We start from the raw sequence: 21,031 nt of genomic DNA, 5'->3' as shown, positions 1-21,031 counted from the left end.
CGGAGGGGCGGGAGGTGGCGTGGCTTCCCGGCGGCCCGACCGGCTTGGGTACATCGGCAGCCAGGGCCCTCCTTCCACCGCGCGAGAACCAGGGCCGGTCCGCTCCCGCCCCCGCGGGCAAGCCCCGTGCCGGTGACCCGATTCCGGGCATCTACGTTCCGCCCGCCGTGCCGGCCGACCCGGCCAAGGTCGCCGAGGTGGACAGGGCACTCGAGGCCTGGGCCCATGAGCTCGACCTGTTTCCCCCTGAATGGGCGGGCGACTTCGCCGGGTTCCAGACCGGCCGTGCGGTCGTCCTGCAACACCCTGGCGCAGTCGACCTGGAGCACCTCGTCGTCGCGGGCAAACTCCTTGTCGCGGAGAACGTCGTCGACGACTGCTACTGCGAGGACTACGGCGGATCCCCCGTCGGCCTTGGCGGGCGGCTCATCATCGCGCAGAGCGCCCTGGACCCCCTGCACACCGCGGACGGCTACCAACAGCAGTGGCAGGAGGGCCTTGCCGCGGACGCTCCGCTGCGCTCCTACGCCTCCGCGATCCGGGCCTACCGGGACATCGCCACTCCCAGCCAGGTCACCCGGTTCGTCCACGACATGGCGCGCCTGCACCTGGGGTACCTCGCCGAGGCCGCCTGGGCGCAGACCCGCACCACCCCACCGGTGTGGAAGTACCTGGTGATGCGGCAGTTCAACAACTTCCGGCCCTGTCTGTCCATCGTGGACGCCATGGACGGTTACGAGCTGCCCGAGCCGCTCTACTCCCGCCCTGAAGTCCAGCGCGTCACCGCGCTGGCCTGCAACGCCACCACGCTCGTCAATGACCTGTACTCCTTCACCAAAGAGATGGCCGTCGACGAGCACCACCTGAACCTGCCGGTCGTGATCGCCGCCGAGGAGCAACGCGGCCTCAAGGACGCCTACTTGAAGGCCGTCGAGATCCACAACGAGATCATGCACGCCTTCGAGGACGAATCCTCCCTCCTGGCCGCCGCGGACCCGGTCCTGGCCCGGTACGCCACCAGCCTCGAGGCCTGGGTCGCAGGCAATCACGAATGGCACCAGACCAACACCTACCGCTACTCCCTGCCCAACTACTGGTGAGAGAAGGCAACCACCGCATGACCACCACAGCGCACCGCGCCAGCGTGGCAGCCGCCCCGGCCATCAGCCCCTACCAGGAGTCGGTGGCCGACTACTGGAACCGCGAGGAGAACCCCGTCAACCTCCGCCTTGGCGAGGTCGACGGCTTCTACCATCACCACTACGGAATTGGCGACGTCGACTGGTCGGTCCTGCAGGGCCCCCAGGGCACCCGCGACGAGCGCATCATCGCCGAACTGCACCGTCTGGAGTGCGCCCAGGCCGACTTCCTCGCCGACCACCTCGGCACCGTCGCCACCGACGACCGTCTCCTGGACTCCGGTTGCGGCCGAGGCGGCGGCAGCCTGGTCGCCAACAAACGCTTCGGCTGTCACGTCGACGGGATCTCCATCTCCGAGACCCAGGTGGCCTTCGCCACCGCGCAGGCCAAGAAGCGCGGCGTGGACGACAAGGTGCGCTTCCACCTCAAGAACATGCTCGACACCGGCTTCGGCACCGGCTCGTTCCGCGGCATCTGGAACAACGAGTCCACGATGTACGTCGACCTGTCGACCCTGTTCGCCGAGTACGCCCGCCTCGTCGCCCGCGGCGGCCGGTACGTCACCATCACCGGCTGCTACAACGACACGTACGGTCTGCCCTCCCGCGAGGTCTCGACGATCAACGCCCACTACATCTGCGACATCCACCCCCGCTCCGCCTATTTCAGGGAGATGGCGAACAACCGGTTCGTGCCGATCAGCGTGGTGGACCTCACCGCGGCGACCATCCCGTACTGGGAGTTGCGCGCCAAGTCCTCCCTGGCCACCGGCATCGAGGAAGCGTTTCTGACCGCGTACAAGAACGGCAGCTTCCAGTACCTGCTGATCGCCGCCGACCGGATCTGATCCGCCGACTGCTTGTGGGACGCACCCGGGACTCTCGGGCCTGCGTCCCGCAGCACCCCCGTCAAGAGGTTCGGATAGGAGAGTCTGTTCCCCGATGGATCTTGAACTGACCGAGTGGGTACCGGACTTGCTCGCCAAGAGGAAGCCCAACACCTCCGACGACAGGTCCGGCGGCACAGACTCCGATGGGGAGGCCGCACATGGCCGCCTCGCGGACGAAGTCGAGTCACCCCACGACCAACTCCACCACGGGACCACCGAACGTCCTCCCGCTCGCACCGTCCAGCCGATCGATGACGGCGCCCCCCGTGGCGGCTGACGATCGAGCACCGGAGCCCACTCTCGCAGTCACCCAGACCGGCCCGCCTTGCCGCGTATCACCGACGGCATGACGAAGAAGCCCTTCACGTGCCCACGCAGCCCCCTCAACAGGACAAAAAGCCCCCTCGGAGATCGCTCCGAGAGGGCTTCTTGCCTTGTTTTGCCTGGTCAGGCACTGTGCCCCCGGCAGGATTCGAACCTGCGACACCCGCTTTAGGAGAGCGGTGCTCTATCCCCTGAGCTACGAAGGCGGGGGTCTGTGGGCGATCTTGCTTGGTTAGCCCTCTGACCGTTGACAGCCTAGCGGATCGTGGTGTGCGGGTGCGCCCCGGTAAGGGAGGCCGTAGTCATAGTCGTCCGGCTCCGTCCGTCAGCCGAGCCAGTGGCCGTCGCGCATGAGGTCTCGGCCCTGCAGTTCGTTCGCCTCTCGCCAGGCCTGGATGCGGCGCGGGCGGATCCGAAAGTACTGGTAGGAGGAGTGGTCGTCGAGCTTGCGTGGGTCGAAGCCCGTCTTTGTTGCGAACGCGTCGCCCGTCTCCGGGGCGAGGTCGGTGAGGGACACCGGTTCCGCCGTGCCGTCCACGATCACGACGTCGCGGGTCGGGCCGATTCCCAGGCGTACTCCGCCGTCCGCCAGCAGGTTGCGGCCGGTGATCGAGGCGCGGGGTGTCGCGATGAGGAACGTGGACCCGTCCCAGAGGTACGACAGCGGGATGAGGTGTACACCGCCTGGGGAACCCGGCGTCGCGACCCAGAGGTCCACGTCGCTCTCCAGCCTCGCGCGGGTGTCCCGCAGTCTCTCCTCGAGCCCACGCGACGGCGCGGCTGACATGTTGCCTCCAGTTTTTGTGGGAGTGCGCTCGGCAGTGCCGTTGCGTGCTCGATGCGGCGCGTCATGACGTACGCGTACGGCGACTTGCCGTAGGCCTCGCGGAACTGCCGGATCAGGTGGGCCGTCTGCATGTTCGCGTTGTGCGCGAGTGCCTCGATGTTCAGTGGCCGCGCGTACTCCCGGTCGATGCGGTCGCGGACGCGGCGCAGGCGGGTCAGTTCGCTGAGGTGTTGCGCGGCGGTGCGTGCGCGTGACCACGCGGGGTGGCACATGGAGGACCCCCTTCAGATGGCCGAATGATGGCCGAATGACGGAACTGATCGCTCAGCGGAGCTCCTGGATGCGGATCATGTTGCCCGCCGGGTCGCGGAAGGCGCAGTCGCGGACGCCGTACGGCTGCTCGGTCGGCTCCTGGACCACCTCGGCGTTACCGGCCGCCCGGACCTTCGCGAAGGTGCCGTCGAGGTCCCGGGTGGCCAGCATGATCCAGCCGTACGTGCCCTTGGCCATCATCTCGGTGATGGTGCGGCGCTCGTCCTCGGTGACCCCGGGGTCGGCGGCCGGCGGTGCCAGCAGGATGGAGGTGCCGGGCTGGTCGACGGGGCCGACCGTGATCCAGCGCATCTTGCCCTGGCCGACGTCGCTGCGGATCTCGAAGCCGAGGGCGTCGCGGTAGAAGGCGAGGGAGGCGTCCGGGTCGTCGTGGGGGAGGGCCGTCGTGTGAATGGTGATGTCCATGGCTGGAACGTTAGCGGCGGCCCGGTGAGCGGGGCTTCTTGAATCCTGATCCGTTCGGGTAGGCGTAATGCCGTAATGCCGTTGACCGTGATTCCGTCAGGCGTCGCCCCCGCCCCCGCTGCCGCTCACCGTGTGCAGCCGCAGTGCCAGCTGGATCTCCAGGGAACGCTCGGGGGACTGCCAGTCGGGGCCGAGCAACTGGGCTATCCGGTCCAGGCGTTGGACCACCGTGTTCACGTGGACGTGCAGGGCTTCCTTCGCCTTGGACTGGCTCGCGCCCGCAGCGAAGTAGGCCCGCAGGGTGTGGATCAGTTCTGTGCCGCGCTTGGCGTCGTAGTCCAGGACCGGGCCCAGTGTGCGGCGTACGTAGGAGTCGAGGTCCGTGTCGTCGCCCAGGAGTACGCCGAGGAAGCCGAGGTCCGGTAGGTCCGCGCCCTGACCCGTGTGGCCCAGGGCGCGAAGGGCGGAGAGGCAGCGCAGGGCTTCGGTGTGGGCCTGGGCCAGGGCCGCCGGGCCGGTGGCGGGGCCCGCGGCGCCGACCGTGACCGGGGATCCGGTGGTGTGGGTCAGGTCGGCGGAGAGGGCGCGGGCGCAGGAGGCCGTGTCGGTGGTGGGGAGTACCAGGACCACATGGTCGTGGTGCAGGCCGGACAGCCCGTGGCGGGTGCGCGCCGCGCGGGCCGCCGCGTTGAGCAGGGACTGCCGGGGCGTCGACTCGCCGTGGGCGACGAACACCGAGTGGGGGAGGGTCAGGTCCACGGCCAGTTTGCGGGCCCGCGCCGTCAGGCGCCCCGGGGTGCCGGTGAGGGACAGCAGGTCGCCCAGCAGCTCGCCGCGTACGTGGTCCTCGGCCTCGGCCGCCGAGCGGCGAAGGAGCAGGAGGAGGGCGGTGACCACGCCCGCGCGTTCGAAGAGGCGGCGGTCGGCCTCGCCCAGGTCGGGCCGGTCGGTCAGCGCGATGCTGCCGAGGAGTTCCGGGCCCGCCAGGACCGCGCACACCCAGGTGCCGTCCTGCGGCACCGCACGGCCGCTGGCGCGCGAGGCGGCGACGGCCTTGGCCAGGGGCGTACGGGGCGCGGCGTCGACCCGCGCCAGCTCCGTACCGTCCGCGTCGTGGATGAGGGTGCCGCCGCGCAGGAGCGCGCCGATGGCCGTGGCGACCTCCGTGAAGTCGCCGCCGCGCAGGACGAGATCGGTCAGGCGGTCGTGTGCGTCCTCGGCGCGGCGCAGGGCCTCGCTGTGCGCGCGGATGGTCTGCGAGGCCGCGTTCAGGTCGACGAGCGCGGCCCTCGTCTCCTCCATCCGGCGTGCGCTGTCGATGGCGATGGCCGCGTGGTCGGCGAGCGAGGAGAGCAGGGCGCCCTCGTCGGGCGTGAAGGCGCGGGCGGTGCGGTCGGCGGCGAAGAGCACGCCGATGACGTGGGTGCCCTGCCGCAGCGGTACGCCGAGGATGGCGTGCAGGCCTTCCTCCAGTACGGCGCTGTCGATGGGGGCGGTGTGCTGGAAGCGGGGGTCGACCTCGTAGTCGCCGGTGGCGTAGGGGCGGGCGGTCTGGGCGACGAGGCCGCCGAGACCCTCGCCCATCCCCAGGCGCAGGTTCTGGAACGCGGCGGAGACGGAGCCGTCGGTGACCCGCATGTAGGTGTCGCCCGCTGTGTCGTCGTTGAGGGACAGATACGCGACATCCGTACGAAGCAGCAGCTTGGCCCGGTGCACGATGGCCCGGAGCACCGCGTCCAGGTCACGCAGCGCCGCCAGGTCGCCCGCCGTGTCGAACAGGGCGGTGAGCTCGGCCTCCCGCCGCTGGTGCTGGTTCAGGGTGCGGCGCACCCGCAGCGCGGTCTGCGTGGCCTCGTCGATGGCGCCGAGATCGGCAGCCGTGGCCCCCGCCGCGCGGGCGGCGGCGGCCGGTCGCGCGAAGTGCTCGGCGGGGGCGTCACCGGCCAGCAGGTCGAGGAGCTCGGAGAGGGCGGACGCCGCGTGCTCCCGGCGGGCGGTCTCTGCGGGACGGGGCATGTGGGGATCGCCTCCGGGAGCGGGATGCGCGGGGTCAGGTTCCGATTGTCGCCGAGGGGGACTTGGGGGAGGAGGCCTCGGGGGACGTGGTCTGATGGGCCAGGGAGCGGCCTCGGGTTTCCTTGGCCGCGAGGACCGTCAGCGTTGTGATGACCACCGTGACACAGACGTACAGGGCGACCGGCGTCGCGGAGTCGTAGTCCTTGAGGAGTTCCACGGCGATGATCGGCGCGAGCGCGCCGCCGATGATGGACGCCAGCTGCGAGCCCATCGACGCCCCCGAGTAGCGCACCCTCGTATCGAACATCTCGGAGATGAAGGCGGCCTGCGGACCGTACATCGCGCCGTGGAAGAGCAGGCCGACCGTGACCGCGAGAGTGATCACGGCGAAGGACTCGCTGTCGACCAGTGCGAAGAAGGCGAAGGCCCACGCCGCCATGCCGATGGAGCCGATCAGGGTGACGGGCCTGCGGCCTATGCGGTCGGACAGGGCGCCCCAGAGAGGGATCGTCACGAAGTGCACGGCGGATCCGATGAGCACCGCGTTCAGGGCGGTGTTCTTGGGCAGCTCCAGATGCACGGTGACGTAGACGAGGACGAAGGCCGTGAGGATGTAGTACGAGACGTTCTCGCCGAGCCGGGTGCCGATGGCGGTCAGGACGCCGCGCCAGTTGCTCCGGAAGACCTCGACGACGGGGGCCTCCTGTTTGGCGGTTTCCCCCGAGGCCGAGGCGGCGGCCTTCGCCTGCGCCTCCAGGAACAGGGGGGATTCCGACACCGAGACCCTGATCCACAGGCCGATGATCACCAGTACGCCGGAGAGCAGGAACGGGATGCGCCAGCCCCAGGCCAGGAACGCCTCTTCCGACTGGACGGCGGCGAGCAGCGCCAGGACGCCGGTGGCCAGCAGATTGCCGCCGGGGGCGCCTGCCTGCGGCCAGGAGGCCCAGAAGCCGCGGTTCTTGTCGTCGCCGTGCTCGGAGACGATGAGTACGGCGCCGCCCCACTCGCCGCCCAGCGCGAAGCCCTGGACCAGGCGAAGGACCGTCAGCAGGATCGGGGCGCCGACGCCGAGCGTGGCGTGCGTGGGAAGGAGCCCCATCGCGAAGGTCGCGCCGCCCATCATCAGCAGGCTCAGGACCAGCAGCTTCTTGCGGCCGATCTTGTCGCCGTAGTGGCCGAAGACGACACCGCCGAGCGGTCGCGCGGCGAAGCCGACGGCGTACGTGAGAAAGGCCAGGAGGGTGCCGACCAGGGGGTCGCTCGTCGGGAAGAACAGGGTGTTGAAGACGAGGGCGGCGGCCGAGCCATAGAGGAAGAAGTCGTACCACTCGATGGTGGTGCCGATCAGGCTCGCGCTGATGATGCGGGCGATGCCGGGCTTCTTCGGCGCCTGGCCGGCCGGGTCCTTGCCCTGGGCATGCGGCGTTGCTGCCATGGCTTGATCCGTTCTCTGGAGAGGCTCTATGGGGACGTGGGTAGGGCAAGCGAGAGCTATCCGGCGGTCCAGCCGCCGTCCAGGGGGAGCGATGCGCCGGTCACGAAGCCGCTGTGCGGGCCGCAGAGCCAGAGCGCGGCGGCGGCGATCTCCGCGGGCTCGATCAGCCGCTTCGCCGCCGAACGCCGCAGCAGTACGTCGGTGAGGACCTGCTCCTCGGGGATGCCGTGGGCGGCGGCCTGCGCGCTGATCTGGCGCTCGACGAGCGGGGTGCGGGCATAGCCGGGGTTGACGCAGTTGCTGGTGACCCCGTGGGCGGCGCCCTCCAGGGCGGTGACCTTGCTCAGGCCCTCCAGGGCGTGCTTGGCCGCGACGTAGGCGGACTTGAAGGGGCTGGCCCGCAGGCCGTGCACGCTGGAGATGTTCACGACGCGGCCCCAGCCGTGCGCGTACATGTGGGGCAGGGTGCGGCGCAGGAGCAGGAACGGCGCGGTGACCATGACCCGCTGGATCAGGTCGAACCGTTCCGGGGGGAACTCCTCGATGGGCGCGACGTGTTGGAGCCCGGCGCTGTTGACGAGGACGTCGACGGCCGCGGGCAGGGCCAGCACCGCGTCGGGGTCGGCGAGGTCGGCGACGTGCGGTTCGCCGCCGACCGTCTCGGCGACCGCCTTGGCCGACTCCGCGTCCACGTCGACGACATGGACGAAGGCGCCGGCGTCGGCGAGGGCCACGGCACAGGCGCGGCCGATGCCGCTGCCGCCGCCGGTGACCAGGGCGGTACGTCCGGTCAGATCGGTGCCGGCTCCGGCGGGGGTGATTCCCGCACCGGCGGGGTCGCTTCCGCTAACGCTGCTCGTCATGGCCGGAAACGTAAGGGCGCCGCGCGAGACGTTCCCATGTGTGGAACCCACACAACGGGCGGCGGTCCGATGTGTGTGCGGTACGGGAGTTAGGGCCTGTCCGATGGGTCCTGCCGGGGTCGCGACCCCTGGCACGCACTCCCCCAAGCTCTCGACTCCGCTCGAGCAGGGGAGACCCCATTCGCGTTGTCGCCCTCCTCCGCCTTGCAGCTGCACGCACCAGGGCCCGCTCGGCCCTGCTGAATCGGCACCCGGCGCGAAGACCGGCCTGACCCATCGGACAGGCCCTAGGCCGGGCGCGTCCGCGCGAAGCGGTCCGTGCTGCCGTCCGCCCAGGTGCACGCGAGCTTCTGCGCGGTGCCGCTTCCGGTGGCCACGGCCGTGCCGGTGGTCTTCATGTCGCCGCCGCCGCAGTCGACCGTCATGGCCATGCTGCTGCTGATGGTCCCCGTGCAGGACTTCTCACCGGCGCGCATGGTGAGTGAGGTTCCGCTGATGGTCAGCACCATCTCCTTGCCGTCCTGCGCGCGGACGATGTGGTACCAGGTGCCCTGGACGCCGCTCGCGCCCGGCTTACTGGTGGGAGCGGGCTTCGGGGCGGCCGAACGGGTCGGCGTGGGGGCCGCCTTGGTGGGGCTCGGAGTGGCCTTGGGGGCGGTGGGCTTCGCCGTACGGGTTCTGCTGGGCGTGGGCTTGGGCTTCGGCGCCTCGGTGGACGGCTTCGCGGCGGGCTCGGAGACGCTGGGCTTCGATTTACCCGGGGCCTTCGCGTCGTCGCCCTCGCCGCCGTCGTCATCGCTGCCGCAGCCGCTCAGCGTGAGGGCGAGCACCGCCGCGGCGGTCGCCGCCATGGAAGTCTTTCTGCGCACGGGAGTTGCTTTCCTGTCAGGCATGGATTGAATTGCCGGTGAGAGGGGAATTTCATCCGCGATACGTTTGCGAACTCGACCGAGCGTGTCACAGGAAACGCGCGGGATTCCAGGCCAACTGGATATGTTCTAAAGGTTAGTTGGGCTGACCCAGAGTTACGGGAATTCCCACACCCTGGGTGGTGGGGTGGCGCACGTCACACCCCGCGGGCCGAGGGCTGTGCTACCTTGCGAACAGCACGTGTGAACGCCGCCTCTCTGCGGCGCCGGTGCTGATTTCTTCTCTTCCGCCTCCTCGGCGGCCACTTTCTCTCCGCCCGTCGTACGGGTTCTCCATCCGTCGTACGGGATTTCCGCCCGTCGTACGGGGTGTGATCACACCGCCCCGCCGGGCCCTTCATTCGCATGTCCGCGAAAGGAACCCATCATGACCACCGCAACCATCCCCCAGAACAAGCAATCCACCAAGGAATCCACCACGGCCACGGTCAGGGCCGCCTCCGGCATCCTCGACCTCGCCCACGGCGGCACCGGTCACCTCCGTACCGGCGATTGCCTTCCCACCCCCAACGACGTGCAGGTCCCCGCCGCCCTGATCCGCCGCCTCGGCCTCCGCCCCGGCGACCTGGTCCAGGGCGAGTGCGCACGGCCCCGCACGCTCACCGACGTCCACCGGGTCAACGGCCACTCCGCCGAGGCGCTCGGCAGGCGGGCGCGGTTCGGGGACCTCACCCCGCTGCACCCCCGCGAGCGGCTCCGTCTGGAGACCGTCGGAGGGTCCGTCGCGACCCGGCTCGTCGATCTCGTCGCGCCCGTCGGCAAGGGGCAGCGCGGCCTGATCGTCGCGCCGCCGAGGACCGGAAAGACGGTCCTCCTGCAGCAGATCGCCGCTGCCGTCAGCGCGAACCACCCCGAGGCGCACCTCATGGTCGTCCTCCTCGACGAGCGGCCCGAAGAGGTCACGGACATGAAGCGGTCCGTACGCGGCGAGGTCCTCGCATCGACCTTCGACCGGCCCGCCAAGGAGCACATCGCCCTGGCCGAACTCGCCGTCGAGCGCGCCAAGCGGCTGACCGAGGAGGGCAGGGACGTCGTCATGCTCTTCGACTCGCTGACGCGGCTCTGCCGTGCGTACAACAATGCCGCGTCCAGCGGCGGCCGCACCCTCTCCGGAGGTGTCGACGCCGCCGCCATCCAGGGCCCCAAGCGGCTCTTCGGCGCCGCGCGGCTCGCGGAGGAGGGCGGGTCGCTGACCATGCTCGCCACCGTGCTCGTGGAGACCGGATCGCGCGCCGACGACTACTACTTCGAGGAGCTCAAGGGCACCGGCAACATGGAGCTCCGCCTCGATCGGGGGATGGCCGAGCGGCGCGTCTTCCCTGCCGTCGACGTCACTCCGTCCGGTACGCGCCGTGACGAACTGCTCGTGCCCGCCGACGAGTTGACGGCCGTACGCGGACTGCGTCGCGCCCTGCACGGACGGGACGCGCAGGGCAGCCTGGAGGCGCTGCTCGACCGCATGCGCAGGACGCCGAGCAACGCCGCCTTCCTGCGACAGGTGCAGCAGACCGTTCCCGGCGCCAACTCCGCCAAGACAAATGGGAGTTGATCCCCTCACGGGCGTGTGACGTGCACCCGGTAGCCGCCGTCCTTGTCGACGCCCGCCACCGTGACGCGGACGTCCGCCTTCTCGTCCACGAACGTCTGCCCCGGCCCGTACGTCGCGTCGGAGAGCTCCGCGTGGACGTTCGGCCGCCGAGTGCAGCCGCCGCTGTCCTTCGCCGAGTCGGAGACGGTGACCGGGCCGTGGCCCGTGTCGATCTCCGCGTTCACCCGGTAGACCAGCACGCCGGGCTTGCAGACCGCCTCGTCGTTGCCGCCCTGGGTGCGGACCTCGATCGCGTACCCCGTCTTCTCGTCCATCGGCACGAAGGCGAGCTTGGTGCCGCCGCGCTCGCTCAGCGGGGTCAGCGTGTGCTCGGTCGTCCCGGAGTTGGACGCGCAGCTGATCTGGTCGTCGTCGAGCCAGCCCAGCTTCCACTTGTGCCAGGCAAGCAGGTCGTTGTTGGCGCCCCAGTCCTCGCTCATGATGTCCCAGTGGCCGACCGCGCCGCCGCCCTCCTGCGTATAGAGGTCGGGCAGGCCGAAGGTGTGGCCGTTCTCGTGGGGGAGCACGCGGTAGCCGGTCTCGCTGTAGCTGCCCGAGCCGTCGTCCTGGCGGCTGTAGATGAAGGACGCGTTGGCGACCGGGACGCCGTCCGCGACGGGCGCCTCGGTGTTGCCCGCGAAGGTCACCGAGAGGACCGTGTCGAGCGCGGAAGGGCCGGCGTTCGGCGTGATGAGGATGTTCACCAGGTCGTACTCGCGGAAGTCCACGTCAGCATCGGCGGTCGCCACGATGTCCTGGACGAGCTCGCGGTACCCGGGATCGAAGGGTGCGCCGCGCTCTATCCCGTACTCCTTGAAGCTCTTCGGCATGCGCAGCCAGTCGGGCACGGGGGACTCGGGGAGGTAGTCGAGCCGCCCGTAGGAGCTGGTGCGGAACCAGTCCGAGGTCTGCGGGAAGAACTCCGCGAGGCGCTCCATGGCGGTGCCCTCGCCGGGGGCGTCGGAGAAGTCGACCATCAGGTTCAGGGCCCGGACGGTGCCCTTGGAGCGCGAGTACCCGGCGGGCGTGGGTACGCCCTCCGTCATCTGGACGCCCATCGTGCCGTTGATCATGCACGGGCCGAGTGCGGTCGCGCGGGGCAGGGACGTGGGGCCCGCGGCGGTGGCGGAGTCCTCCATCAGCCGGCCCGTGCTCGCCGACGTGGTGACCGTGAGGGCGAGGGCCGCGCAGGCCGCGAGTGCCGCGCCGCGCCGGGCCCCGCGTATCCGCCTCCAGGTCGGCTGCTGCATACATGGGCCCTCCCGTCGCGGCAGCCGCCGGTCCTGGCTGCACCCTGTTCGATCACCCTGTGCCGGGGTCCGCCAGGGCGCTCGCTGGGTGCGACCGATCGTGGGTTTCTGGCCCGCGGAGGTGTGGCTCAGGCCAGAGGTGTGACCCAGGCCAGAGGTGTGACTCAGGCCACAGAAAGAAACCCGGAGGGGGGAAATATCCGGGGAGTCTTTCCCCGTTTAGACCTGTGTCCGAGCGAAACGGGGAGCAGCTCCCCGGTTGTGTCGGGCGAACCACCGCAATCATCAATTGAGCAACCGAAACGGCGAGAACCACCTCCGCGAGAGCGGCGGCGGTTTAGCCGCAGAGAGGGGAGTGCCGTCGTGGACACCGCCACCGCCCCGCAGCGCAAGGTCACCCGCCCGCGGGCCGACGCCTTGCGCAACCGGGAGCGGATCGTCGCCGCCGCACGCGAGATGTTCGTCGAGTTCGGTCCGGATGTGCCGTTCGACGAGGTCGCGCGGCGCGCGGGCGTGGGCAACGCCACGGTCTACCGGCACTTCGCCGACCGGGCCGAACTGGTCCACCAAGTCGTCCTGTTGGTGACCGACCGCGTCGCGGAGCACGCCGAGCGTGCCCGCGTCAGGACGGAAGCCGAGGGGGAAGGCGCTGCCTTCGACGCCCTGCGCGAGTTCGTGCACGCCGCCGCCGATGAGCGGATCGGCGCGCTGTGCCCGATGCTCCAGGAGGCGTTCGACCCCGAGCACCCTGACCTGATCGACGCCCGCGACCGGCTCGAGGCCGCGATCGACGGGCTCATGGAGCGGGCACGCGCGGCGGGGCAGCTGCGCACCGACATCGCCGTCGGAGACCTGATGGTCGCCCTCTCCCAGCTCACCCGGCCCCTGCCCGGCACCGCCTGCCTGAACATGGACCGCTTCGTCCACCGCCATCTGCAGCTGTTCATGGACGGCCTGATGGCTCCGGCACGCTCCGAGCTGCCCGGTGAGGCGGCGACCTTGGAGGACCTCCGACAGTCATGAGCCCTGCCTGACACCGCACGTCTCACCCCGCTTCACGCTTCTCGTTACGTCGCTTTTTTCACTCTCGTACCGCTAGGTGGCTATCCCTATGTCAGAAACAGATCCGAGGCGCTGGAAAGCGCTGATCTTCATCGCGCTCGCGCAGCTGATGGTCGTGCTCGACGCGACCATCGTGAACATCGCGCTGCCCTCCGCCCAGCAGGACCTGGGCATATCGGACGGCAACCGCCAGTGGGTCATCACGGCCTACGCCCTGGCCTTCGGTGGCCTGCTGCTCTTCGGCGGCCGCATCGCCGACCTGTGGGGCCGTAAGCGCGCCTTCCTCGTCGGCCTTGTCGGCTTCGCCGCCGCCTCCGTGCTCGGTGGCGCGGCCAACGGTGAGGCCATGATGCTCGGCGCCCGTGCGCTGCAGGGTGTGTTCGGTGCGCTGCTCGCGCCGGCCGCACTGTCGCTGCTCGCGGTGATGTTCACCGACGGCAAGGAGCGCGCCAAGGCGTTCGGCATCTACGGTGCGATCGCCGGTGGCGGTGGCGCCGTGGGCTTCATCCTCGGTGGTCTGCTCACCGAGTACATGGACTGGCGCTGGACCTTCTTCGTCAACGTTCCGTTCGCGATCGTCGCGGCCGCGGGCGCGTACTTCGTGATCCGTGAGCCCGCCGAGGGCCGCAACCGCTCGCCGCTCGACATCCCCGGCGTGCTCCTGTCCACCCTGGGTCTGGTCGCCCTGGTGTACGGCTTCACCCGCGCCGAGTCCGCCGGCTGGACCGACGGTCTCACGATCGGCATGTTCGTCGCCTCCGCGGTGCTGCTCGGGGCGTTCCTCGTCACCGAGGCCAAGGTCAAGGCCCCGCTGCTTCCGCTGCGCGTCCTGACCGAGCGCAACCGTGGCGGTGTCTACCTGTCCCTCGGTCTGGCCGTCATCGCGATGTTCGGCACCTTCTTGTTCCTCACCTACTACCTGCAGATCGTGCAGGGCTACTCCCCGGTGAAGACCGGCTTCGCCTTCCTGCCGATGATCGCGGGCATGATCGTGGGCTCCACGCAGATCGGCGCCCGCCTGATGACCCGGGTCGCGCCGCGCCTGCTGATGGGCCCGGGCTTCCTGGTCGCCGCGGTCGGCATGCTCCTGCTGACCCAGATGGAGATCGGCGGCTCGTACTCCGCGGTGGTCCTGCCGGCGCTGCTGCTGCTCGGTCTCGGCATGGGTACGGCGTTCATGCCCGCCATGTCCCTTGCCACGCACGGTGTCGAGCCGCGTGACGCCGGTGTCGCCTCCGCGATGGTCAACACCTCGCAGCAGGTCGGCGGCGCCATCGGCACGGCCCTCTTGAACACCATCGCCGCATCCGCCACGACCGCGTACATCACCTCGCACGCGGCGGGCGCGACGACTCCGGCGGCGCAGAAGCTCCTCCAGGCGCAGGCGCAGGTGGATGGCTATGCCACCGCCACCTGGTGGGCGGTCGGCATCCTGGTGATCTCCGCCGCGATCGCCTTCGCGTTCATCAACACCGATGCCCAGGGCGGCGCTCAGGCCGCTTCGGGCGACGGTGAGGGCGTGGGCAAGGAGGACGAGGTGCGCATCCCGGTGGTCGCGCACTGACCCCGGTAGGGGAGACCTGGAAGACCTAGCGGAGCCAGGGAAGGTCCGCACCGGCCTCCTTGGGCTGAAGTCCCTCGGCGACGATCATCATGATCTCGCCGAGGGACTTCTGCTGTTCCGGGCTGAGCCGGTCGAAGAGGGCCTGGCGTACGGCGGAGACATGGCCGGGCGCGGTCCTGCGCAGCACCTCGTACCCGTCGTCGGTGAGGATCGCGAACTGGCCGCGCTTGTCCGAGGGGCAGTCCTCGCGGCGCACCCAGCCGTTCTTCTCCAGGCGCGCGATCGCGTGCGAGAGCCGGGACCGGGTGATCTTGGTGTTCCGCGCGAGCTCGGTCATCCGCAGTCGGCGCCGGGGCGCGACGGACAATTGGACGAGCAGGCCGTAGTAGATGTGCGGCATGCCCGCGTCACGCTGCAACTGGCGGTCGAGGTGGTCCTCCAGGAGCGTGGTGGCGTGCAGATACGCGAGCCAGGTGCGCTGTTCGTCGTCGTCGAGCCAGCGGGGTTCCTCGTCCGGAGGAGAAGTGGGTGCCGTGTCCATGTACTCCACTGTACGCAGCCCTTTCTTGAAAGTTAAACAATGCGGGAGTAGGGTCATTATCGAGCAGAAAGCTTGAGAGTTAAAGCATCTAGTCCTGTGAAGTTCTCGGAGGCGCCGTCATGACCGAAACCCAGGAGCGCATGCCCGCCCTGTACCTCAGCCACGGCGCGCCGCCGCTGGCCGACGACGCCCTCTGGCCGGACCAGCTCAAGGCCTGGTCGGCCGACCTGCCGCGCCCCAAGGCCATCCTGATGGTCTCCGCCCACTGGGAGGAGGCCCCGCTCGCCCTCGGCGCCACCGATACGGTGCCGCTCGTCCACGACTTCTGGGGCTTCCCCGAGCATTACTACCAGGTGACGTACGCCGCTCCGGGCGCCCCTCAACTGGCCGATTCCGTACGCAAATTGCTGCGCGGGGCGGGCACGCCGGTGCAGGACATCCCCGATCGCGGGCTCGACCACGGGGCGTACGTCCCGCTCGTCGAGATGCACCCGGCCGCCGACATCCCCGTACTCCAGATCTCCATGCCGACGCTCGATCCGCAGCGCCTGATGGACATCGGCCGCAAGCTGGCGCCGCTGCGGGACGAGGGCGTGCTGATCGTCGGCAGCGGCTTCTTCACGCACAATTTGGCGGCGCTGCGGCAGGGCGGCATCCCGTCCTGGTCGGTGGAGTTCGATGTGTGGGGGCGTGAGGCGCTGGACGCGGGGGACGTGGACGGGCTTCTCGACTTCGAGCACAAGTCCCCGGCGGGGCAGCTGGCGCATCCGCGTACGGAGCATTTCGCTCCGCTGTTCGTGACGATGGGGGCGGCGGAGGCTGCGGGTGACCTAGGCGGGCAGCGGAGTGTGATCGACGGCTTCTGGATGGGGTTGGCCAAGAGGTCGGTGCAATTCGGCGCCCCGTAAGGGGCGCGGGGAACTGCGCGACCAGCCCAATGCGGCCCGCAGACGAAAGGCACTCAAGCGAGCGGCACGCTGAGCTCAACCGCACGCAAGGCCGCCGCCAAGGCCCTCTCGTCGCCGACGTCCAGTGCCGTGTCCGTGAACTTGATGACGTGCTCGTCGCCGTGCGCGAGGGCCCGCTCGAAGACCTCCTCGGGGGCGAACGTGCCCGGCAGTTCGTACGCGACGGGCGCGTCCGGCGCGTACATGGCGGTCACGGCGGCCGACGCCGTCCAAGCGGCCCGCAGGCCAGGCACCCACAAGGCGCGCGGCAGCGCAGGCAGGGTGCGCAGCACGGCGTTGGGCGCCGTCGCCGCGTGCACCAGCATCGTCTCCTCGCCGTGGCCGTGTGTGGCGTACCGGTGGGTCGCCGCCCGCACCAGCTCGGTGAGCCTGCGGTGCGCCTCGTCGGGTCCTGTCACGCCGGCCGCCCAGACGGGCAGGCCCGTGACCCTGCCGAGCCGGGCCGGGAAACCGCCGCTGTCCCGGTCCGGGATCGGCGGTACGGCGTCCAGAGCGGCGGCCGCGCCGGCGGCACCCGGCAGCGGGGCGACTCCGGTGACGGGGCGGTGGCGGGCGGCCCAGTAGCCGAGGCCGTGGGCGAGTTCGGCGACGCGGGGTTCGGTCTCGTCACCCGACAGCAGGGTGCGCACCGCGTGGCCGACGCGGATCACCGGGTGCGTGGAGCCGCCGTACATCCCGGGCAGCAGGCGCGGCCACCACTGGGCGAGCACGTCGCGCCAGGGGCGTTCCTCGGTCTCCCTGCCGAAGTACGCGATCCAGTCCGCCGCCCGGCGCGGATCACCAAGGGCCTCGCGCCAGTTGTCGCCGGTGACCGTCTCGACTGTGCCAGGGAACTCCTCCAGCTTCGGCGCGTACAGGTCGAGCCAGCGGTGGACCGCGCCGGACCGCCCGTGCGCGGCGAGCGCCTCGACGGCCATCGGGGCGTGGTTGGTGAGCCGCCCGAGCCGCTCGGGCCCGGAGGCGTGCAGCCGCTGGAGGGCTTCGTCGAGGGTGCCTGCGGTGCCGCCTGTGTGGTCCATGGGGGCACGCTAAGTGGGGTTGTCGGCGGGGCGTAACGGGCTTGCGGCCTAGGACTGAGGGCCGAGAGGGCGTTCGTACCAGGCGACGTCCCAGTAGCGGCCGAACTTCCGGCCCACCTCCCGGTACGTGCCGACATGCCGGAAGCCGAAGCGTTCGTGGAGGCGGTGCGAGGCGTCGTTGGGCTGCGCGATCCCGGCGTACGCGCGGTGCAGGTTGTCAGAAGTCGCAGCCTCGTCCTCCAGGGCCTCGAAGAGCGCCTTGTACAGCAACGTGCCGATGCCGCGGCCGCCGGTGTCCGGAGCGCAGTAGACGCTGACTTCTACAGAAGTGGCGTAGGCGGGCTTCGGACGGAAGGGGCTGCTGGTCGCGTATCCGAGCACGCGGCCCGAATCCCGCTCCTGGGCAACCATCAGGCGGTGCGGGCCGTCTTCAGGGTGGGAGAGCAGCCAAGGGCGGCGCTCTTCTGGCAGGAAGACGGCTGTGTCGAATGTGATCGCCGTCTCACGTACGTAGTGGTTGTAGATGTCGGTCAGGGCCTCGAGGTCAGCCTCCGTGCCCGGCCTGACCTGCACCTCTGTACGTTCCGACGGCATCCGGCCTCCCTTTGTGGCGGCACAGGGTACTGCAACGTCGCGAAAATAGATGTGCGGCTTGGGAATTCTGTCCGGATTCCAGTCGTTGTTTCCATCGGAAGCAGGGCACCCGGAAGGGTGTGGTTTCCACCACAGAGGCCCGTAAAAGGGGCCGACCAGGACCTCCACACGCAAGGGAGCACGCATGGCAACCCGTGCCGTCGCCCGTCGTAAGTCCGCCTCCTCCGGCGAGACCGACGCGGCACGCAGTGTTCGCGCCGTAGGCGGGGAGATCGCCGACCGCGACCTGGTCGGCATGTACCTCGACGAGATCGCGCGTACGCCGCTGCTCGACGCCGCCAAGGAAGTCGAGCTGTCCCAGGTCATCGAGGCGGGTGTCTACGCGCGAAAGATACTCGACGGAGACGTCGAGGACTCCGTCGCGGGCGCGGCCGCGTCCCGCGAGGAGCTGGAGGCGCTGGTCGCCGACGGCGAGCGCGCGAAGGACGTCTTCATCCGGTCGAACCTGCGGCTCGTCGTCGCTGTGGCACGCCGCTATCCGCGCAGCGGCCTCCCTCTGCTCGACCTGATCCAGGAGGGGAACGCGGGCCTGGTGCGCGCGGTCGAGAAGTTCGACTACGCCAAGGGCTTCAAGTTCTCCACGTACGCCACGTGGTGGATCCGCCAGGCCATCACGCGCTCCATAGCCGACCAGTCGCGCACCATCCGGCTCCCCGTCCACCTGGTGGAGGAGCTGGGCCGGATCCGTCGGGTCCAGCGCGAGTTCAACCGTAAGAACGGCCGCGATCCGGAGCCCGAGGAAGTAGCGGCCGAGCTCGACTCCACCCCGGCGCGGGTCATCGACGTCCTGGACTGGGCCCGCGACCCGGTCTCGCTGAACATGGGCGTGGACGACGACGGCGACACCCAGTTCGGCGACCTGCTCGAGGACACCTCGGCGGTCTCGCCCGAGCAGTCCGTCCTGACGCTGCTGCGCAGTGAGGAACTGGACGACCTGATCGGCCGCCTCGACCAGCGCACGGCCTCCATCATCAAGATGCGGTACGGCATCGAGGACGGCCGCGAGCGGACGCTGACGGAGGTCGGCAAGCAGCATGGCCTGACGCGTGAGCGGATCCGTCAGATCGAGAAGCACGCGCTCCTTGAGCTGAAGAAGCTGGCGCGGGACACGGGCTTCGACGCGGCGGCCTAGGCGGCCCGCCCTTAGCCGTCCCCTTGGCGAGCCCCGGTGCCATCCCCCCGGCACCGGGGCTCACTTCTTTTTCCCACCCGCCCACCCGATTGCCCTGCAGCCGCTAGCGCGACACCAGGAAGTGGACCTCTCGGGGCCTGACCTCCAGGTCGCTCTGGCCGTCTGGCGTCGCGTCCATTTCGCGGGCGAGGTCGGCCGTTGCCAGGAAGGACTCCTCGGAGTCGAACGCGCCGGTGGTCACGACGGCCTCGCCGTCCGGGGTGACCCAGACACCGACGGACTCGAAGCCCGGCTGTCGCCGCATCGCGTCGGCGACCTCGTGGCATTCGGCGAGGAACGCGTCGACGTGCTCGGGAGCCGGGTAGTGGAAGGCGACGAAGCCGAATGACATGACGTTCCCCTCTCGGGTTATACGATGCCGTACAACATGAGGCTAGACCTGCTGTACGGCTTCGTACAACAGGTCTTCGAGGGTGAGGTGGGCCACAGATGGGCGCATTGCGCACACCGCGGGAGCAGTGGATCGAGGAAGGACTGCGGGCGCTGGCCACCGGCGGTGTGGACGCGGTGCGGATCGAGGCGCTCGCCAAGGCGCTGGGGGTGACCAAGGGCGGCTTCTACGGCTACTTCGCCGACCGCGACGCACTGCTGACCGAGATGCTGGACACCTGGGAGCGCGAGAGCGTCACCGACGTCATCGACCGGGTCGAGCGGGAGGGCGGCGACGCACGGGACAAGGTCCGCCTGGCCGGGCAGCTCACCTTCTCCAGCGACCGCCTGCTCCCCATCGACCTGGCCATCCGCGAATGGGCCCGCCGCGACGACACCGTCGCCGCCCGCCTGCGCCGCGTGGACAACGAACGCATCCAGCTGGCGCGCGACGCGATCAGCACCTTCTGCGCCGACCCCGACGAGGTCGAGGCCCGCGCCCTGCTCGCCTTCTGCACGGCCATCGGCAGCCACTTCCTCGCCGCCGACCACCCGGCAGGCACCCGCCCCCAGGTCATCGCCCGCGCCGCCGACATCATCCTCGACCTCCCGCACGGCAACCACGGTGGATGACGCATCGTCACGTGCCGGAGGCCCGGGTCAGGCGTGCGCCCAAGTCGCGTAGGTACTGCACCAGTTCCGGCGGCTCATGTGCCCGGAAGTCGCAGTCGGCCAACGCCAGGCGGACCGCAAGCCATTCGATGGAGTCCGGCACCGTCGACCGCAGGCGGCAGGAGGTGTCGGAGATCGGTTCAGGCGTACCAAGGGCCGCCGGGAGGCGCGCCGCGATGAACTCCGCGGGGGCCTCGAACGTCACGTCGATGGCGTACGACTGCCTGCCGCGCCACATGGACTGGCGGATGTACTCCGCGGCGTCCCCCGTCGGCAGCTCCCGCGGGGCGAATCGCGCCCCCGTCGCGAACGGGGACGACACCCGGTCGACGCGGAACGTACGCCAGTCCTCGCGGTCGATGTCGTACGCGACCAGATACCAGCGACGGCCCGTCGACACCAGGCGGTACGGCTCGGTCAGGCGGCGCGACTCCGTGCCGTCGCCCGCGCGGTACGCGAAGCGCAGGCGCTCCTGGCCGGCCGCCGCCGACGCCATCACCGTCAGCGTCTCGGGGGCGATGCTCGCCCCGTCCCCGCTGGTGAGGGGGGTCGTGGCGATCTGGAGGGTCGAGACGCGACGGCGCAGGCGGCTGGGCAGGACCTGCTCCAGTTTGGCCAGGGCCCGGACGGAGGCCTCCTCCACCCCCTCCACCGCGTGGCCCGCGCCCGCCCGCAGGCCCACCGCGATCGCCACCGCCTCCTCGTCGTCGAGGACCAGCGGGGGCATCGCCTTGCCCGCGACCAGGCGGTATCCGCCGGTCGCCCCCTGGCTCGCCTGGACCGGGTAGCCGAGGTCCCGCAGCCGGTCGATGTCGCGCCGCACGGTGCGGCGGGAGACGCCGAGCCGCTCGGACAGCTCACCGCCGGGCCACTCCCGCGGGGTCTGGAGAAGCGAGAGGAGCTGCAGCAGCCGGGCCGGGGTGTCCGTGTTGGAACCGCCGTCAGATCCACGATTGGACCCGCCGCCGCTCGGATTCGATGTCGTGTTCTTCATGTTCTCCAGGGTGCCCGCCATCTAGGACACCATC

20 protein-coding genes and 1 tRNA gene are annotated in these 21,031 nt (G+C 70.1%); 8 read left to right on the top strand and 13 right to left on the bottom strand.

Annotation, left to right across the window (positions count from 1 at the left end; all coding sequences use genetic code 11):
* Positions 1–44 precede the first annotated feature (44 nt).
* The gene (locus AB0O76_RS19070) at positions 45–1,100 is read left to right on the top strand and encodes a family 2 encapsulin nanocompartment cargo protein terpene cyclase (protein WP_365492382.1); all 1,056 of its coding nucleotides are present in this window, start codon (positions 45–47) and stop codon (positions 1,098–1,100) included.
* A 17-nt stretch (positions 1,101–1,117) separates the two neighbouring features.
* A complete protein-coding gene (locus AB0O76_RS19065) occupies positions 1,118–1,987 on the top strand; it encodes a geranyl diphosphate 2-C-methyltransferase (protein ID WP_365492195.1) in 870 nt (289 codons plus the stop codon).
* A 499-nt stretch (positions 1,988–2,486) separates the two neighbouring features.
* Here AB0O76_RS19065 and AB0O76_RS19060 read toward each other — a convergent pair.
* From AB0O76_RS19060 to AB0O76_RS19030, 7 genes are all read right to left on the bottom strand, one after another.
* Positions 2,487–2,559 (bottom strand) — tRNA-Arg (locus tag AB0O76_RS19060).
* Positions 2,560–2,678: 119 nt separating this feature from the next.
* Positions 2,679–3,140 carry a pyridoxamine 5'-phosphate oxidase family protein gene (locus tag AB0O76_RS19055; protein ID WP_365492192.1) on the bottom strand — a complete coding sequence of 154 codons (462 nt, stop codon included), beginning with the start codon at positions 3,138–3,140 and terminating at the stop codon, positions 2,679–2,681.
* 324 nt (positions 3,141–3,464) lie between these two features.
* Positions 3,465–3,878, bottom strand: a complete 414-nt coding sequence (locus AB0O76_RS19050; RefSeq protein WP_365492189.1) for a VOC family protein — start codon at positions 3,876–3,878, stop codon at positions 3,465–3,467.
* Positions 3,879–3,974: 96 nt separating this feature from the next.
* A complete protein-coding gene (locus tag AB0O76_RS19045; RefSeq protein ID WP_365492186.1) occupies positions 3,975–5,894 on the bottom strand; it encodes a GAF domain-containing protein in 1,920 nt (639 codons plus the stop codon).
* 34 nt (positions 5,895–5,928) lie between these two features.
* On the bottom strand, positions 5,929–7,332 hold the full coding sequence (locus tag AB0O76_RS19040) for an MFS transporter (RefSeq protein WP_365492183.1): 1,404 nt from the start codon (positions 7,330–7,332) through the stop codon (positions 5,929–5,931).
* 56 nt (positions 7,333–7,388) lie between these two features.
* Entirely contained in the window at positions 7,389–8,195 is an 807-nt protein-coding gene (locus tag AB0O76_RS19035; protein WP_365492180.1) for a 3-hydroxybutyrate dehydrogenase, read from the bottom strand.
* 287 nt (positions 8,196–8,482) lie between these two features.
* A complete protein-coding gene (locus tag AB0O76_RS19030) occupies positions 8,483–9,064 on the bottom strand; it encodes a hypothetical protein (RefSeq protein ID WP_365492177.1) in 582 nt (193 codons plus the stop codon).
* A gap of 427 nt (positions 9,065–9,491) precedes the next feature.
* Here AB0O76_RS19030 and rho point away from each other — a divergent pair, with 427 nt between their 5' ends.
* Positions 9,492–10,673 carry a transcription termination factor Rho gene (gene rho / locus AB0O76_RS19025; RefSeq protein WP_365492174.1) on the top strand — a complete coding sequence of 394 codons (1,182 nt, stop codon included), beginning with the start codon at positions 9,492–9,494 and terminating at the stop codon, positions 10,671–10,673.
* Between the two features lie 5 nt (positions 10,674–10,678).
* On the opposite strand, the gene AB0O76_RS19020 is transcribed toward rho, so the two are convergent.
* A complete protein-coding gene (locus AB0O76_RS19020) occupies positions 10,679–11,962 on the bottom strand; it encodes a M6 family metalloprotease domain-containing protein (protein WP_365492171.1) in 1,284 nt (427 codons plus the stop codon).
* Positions 11,963–12,325: 363 nt separating this feature from the next.
* On the opposite strand from AB0O76_RS19020, the gene AB0O76_RS19015 reads away from it, so the two are divergent.
* Entirely contained in the window at positions 12,326–12,985 is a 660-nt protein-coding gene (locus AB0O76_RS19015) for a TetR/AcrR family transcriptional regulator (RefSeq protein WP_365492168.1), read from the top strand.
* An 88-nt stretch (positions 12,986–13,073) separates the two neighbouring features.
* Positions 13,074–14,588, top strand: a complete 1,515-nt coding sequence (locus tag AB0O76_RS19010) for an MFS transporter (RefSeq protein ID WP_365492165.1) — start codon at positions 13,074–13,076, stop codon at positions 14,586–14,588.
* A gap of 25 nt (positions 14,589–14,613) precedes the next feature.
* Here AB0O76_RS19010 and AB0O76_RS19005 read toward each other — a convergent pair whose 3' ends face one another.
* Complete coding sequence (locus tag AB0O76_RS19005) at positions 14,614–15,129, bottom strand: MarR family transcriptional regulator (RefSeq protein ID WP_365492162.1); 516 nt, start codon at positions 15,127–15,129, stop codon at positions 14,614–14,616.
* Between the two features lie 119 nt (positions 15,130–15,248).
* Between AB0O76_RS19005 and AB0O76_RS19000 the strand changes: the two genes are divergently transcribed.
* On the top strand, positions 15,249–16,037 hold the full coding sequence (locus AB0O76_RS19000) for a class III extradiol ring-cleavage dioxygenase (protein WP_365492160.1): 789 nt from the start codon (positions 15,249–15,251) through the stop codon (positions 16,035–16,037).
* A 53-nt stretch (positions 16,038–16,090) separates the two neighbouring features.
* Here AB0O76_RS19000 and AB0O76_RS18995 read toward each other — a convergent pair whose 3' ends face one another.
* Both AB0O76_RS18995 and AB0O76_RS18990 read right to left on the bottom strand, forming a co-directional pair.
* Entirely contained in the window at positions 16,091–17,116 is a 1,026-nt protein-coding gene (locus AB0O76_RS18995) for a questin oxidase family protein (RefSeq protein WP_365492157.1), read from the bottom strand.
* Between the two features lie 48 nt (positions 17,117–17,164).
* Positions 17,165–17,710, bottom strand: coding sequence for an N-acetyltransferase family protein (locus tag AB0O76_RS18990; RefSeq protein ID WP_365492154.1), 546 nt, complete (start codon positions 17,708–17,710; stop codon positions 17,165–17,167).
* 184 nt (positions 17,711–17,894) lie between these two features.
* Between AB0O76_RS18990 and AB0O76_RS18985 the strand changes: the two genes are divergently transcribed.
* Positions 17,895–18,902, top strand: a complete 1,008-nt coding sequence (locus AB0O76_RS18985; RefSeq protein ID WP_365492151.1) for a sigma-70 family RNA polymerase sigma factor — start codon at positions 17,895–17,897, stop codon at positions 18,900–18,902.
* Positions 18,903–19,005: 103 nt separating this feature from the next.
* Here AB0O76_RS18985 and AB0O76_RS18980 read toward each other — a convergent pair whose 3' ends face one another.
* Positions 19,006–19,293 (bottom strand): antibiotic biosynthesis monooxygenase, encoded by a 288-nt coding sequence (locus AB0O76_RS18980; protein ID WP_365492148.1) that lies wholly within the window; start codon positions 19,291–19,293, stop codon positions 19,006–19,008.
* A gap of 98 nt (positions 19,294–19,391) precedes the next feature.
* Between AB0O76_RS18980 and AB0O76_RS18975 the strand changes: the two genes are divergently transcribed.
* Positions 19,392–19,964 (top strand): TetR/AcrR family transcriptional regulator, encoded by a 573-nt coding sequence (locus AB0O76_RS18975; protein WP_365492145.1) that lies wholly within the window; start codon positions 19,392–19,394, stop codon positions 19,962–19,964.
* Between the two features lie 7 nt (positions 19,965–19,971).
* On the opposite strand, the gene AB0O76_RS18970 is transcribed toward AB0O76_RS18975, so the two are convergent.
* A complete protein-coding gene (locus AB0O76_RS18970) occupies positions 19,972–21,018 on the bottom strand; it encodes a YafY family protein (RefSeq protein WP_365492142.1) in 1,047 nt (348 codons plus the stop codon).
* Positions 21,019–21,031 lie beyond the last annotated feature (13 nt).

It is taken from the genome of Streptomyces sp. NPDC086554 (genome assembly GCF_040686095.1).
Classification (GTDB): Bacteria; Actinomycetota; Actinomycetes; order Streptomycetales; family Streptomycetaceae; genus Streptomyces.
Note: the sequence above shows the minus strand (reverse complement) of the source record. Positions and strands in the feature narration are given on the sequence as shown.

What these genes read in the sequence shown, in the direction of transcription:
- AB0O76_RS19065 (WP_365492195.1), top strand. Translation starts at nt 1,118, where the DNA reads ATGACCACCACAGCGCACCGCGCCAGCGTGGCAGCCGCCCCGGCCATC.
- AB0O76_RS19055 (WP_365492192.1), bottom strand. Translation starts at nt 3,140, where the DNA reads ATGTCAGCCGCGCCGTCGCGTGGGCTCGAGGAGAGACTGCGGGACACC.
- AB0O76_RS19050 (WP_365492189.1), bottom strand. Translation starts at nt 3,878, where the DNA reads ATGGACATCACCATTCACACGACGGCCCTCCCCCACGACGACCCGGAC.
- AB0O76_RS19045 (WP_365492186.1), bottom strand. Translation starts at nt 5,894, where the DNA reads ATGCCCCGTCCCGCAGAGACCGCCCGCCGGGAGCACGCGGCGTCCGCC.
- AB0O76_RS19040 (WP_365492183.1), bottom strand. Translation starts at nt 7,332, where the DNA reads ATGGCAGCAACGCCGCATGCCCAGGGCAAGGACCCGGCCGGCCAGGCG.
- AB0O76_RS19035 (WP_365492180.1), bottom strand. Translation starts at nt 8,195, where the DNA reads ATGACGAGCAGCGTTAGCGGAAGCGACCCCGCCGGTGCGGGAATCACC.
- rho (WP_365492174.1), top strand. Translation starts at nt 9,492, where the DNA reads ATGACCACCGCAACCATCCCCCAGAACAAGCAATCCACCAAGGAATCC.
- AB0O76_RS19020 (WP_365492171.1), bottom strand. Translation starts at nt 11,962, where the DNA reads ATGCAGCAGCCGACCTGGAGGCGGATACGCGGGGCCCGGCGCGGCGCG.
- AB0O76_RS19010 (WP_365492165.1), top strand. Translation starts at nt 13,074, where the DNA reads ATGTCAGAAACAGATCCGAGGCGCTGGAAAGCGCTGATCTTCATCGCG.
- AB0O76_RS19005 (WP_365492162.1), bottom strand. Translation starts at nt 15,129, where the DNA reads ATGGACACGGCACCCACTTCTCCTCCGGACGAGGAACCCCGCTGGCTC.
- AB0O76_RS19000 (WP_365492160.1), top strand. Translation starts at nt 15,249, where the DNA reads ATGACCGAAACCCAGGAGCGCATGCCCGCCCTGTACCTCAGCCACGGC.
- AB0O76_RS18995 (WP_365492157.1), bottom strand. Translation starts at nt 17,116, where the DNA reads ATGGACCACACAGGCGGCACCGCAGGCACCCTCGACGAAGCCCTCCAG.
- AB0O76_RS18990 (WP_365492154.1), bottom strand. Translation starts at nt 17,710, where the DNA reads ATGCCGTCGGAACGTACAGAGGTGCAGGTCAGGCCGGGCACGGAGGCT.
- AB0O76_RS18985 (WP_365492151.1), top strand. Translation starts at nt 17,895, where the DNA reads ATGGCAACCCGTGCCGTCGCCCGTCGTAAGTCCGCCTCCTCCGGCGAG.
- AB0O76_RS18980 (WP_365492148.1), bottom strand. Translation starts at nt 19,293, where the DNA reads ATGTCATTCGGCTTCGTCGCCTTCCACTACCCGGCTCCCGAGCACGTC.
- AB0O76_RS18975 (WP_365492145.1), top strand. Translation starts at nt 19,392, where the DNA reads ATGGGCGCATTGCGCACACCGCGGGAGCAGTGGATCGAGGAAGGACTG.
- AB0O76_RS18970 (WP_365492142.1), bottom strand. Translation starts at nt 21,018, where the DNA reads ATGGCGGGCACCCTGGAGAACATGAAGAACACGACATCGAATCCGAGC.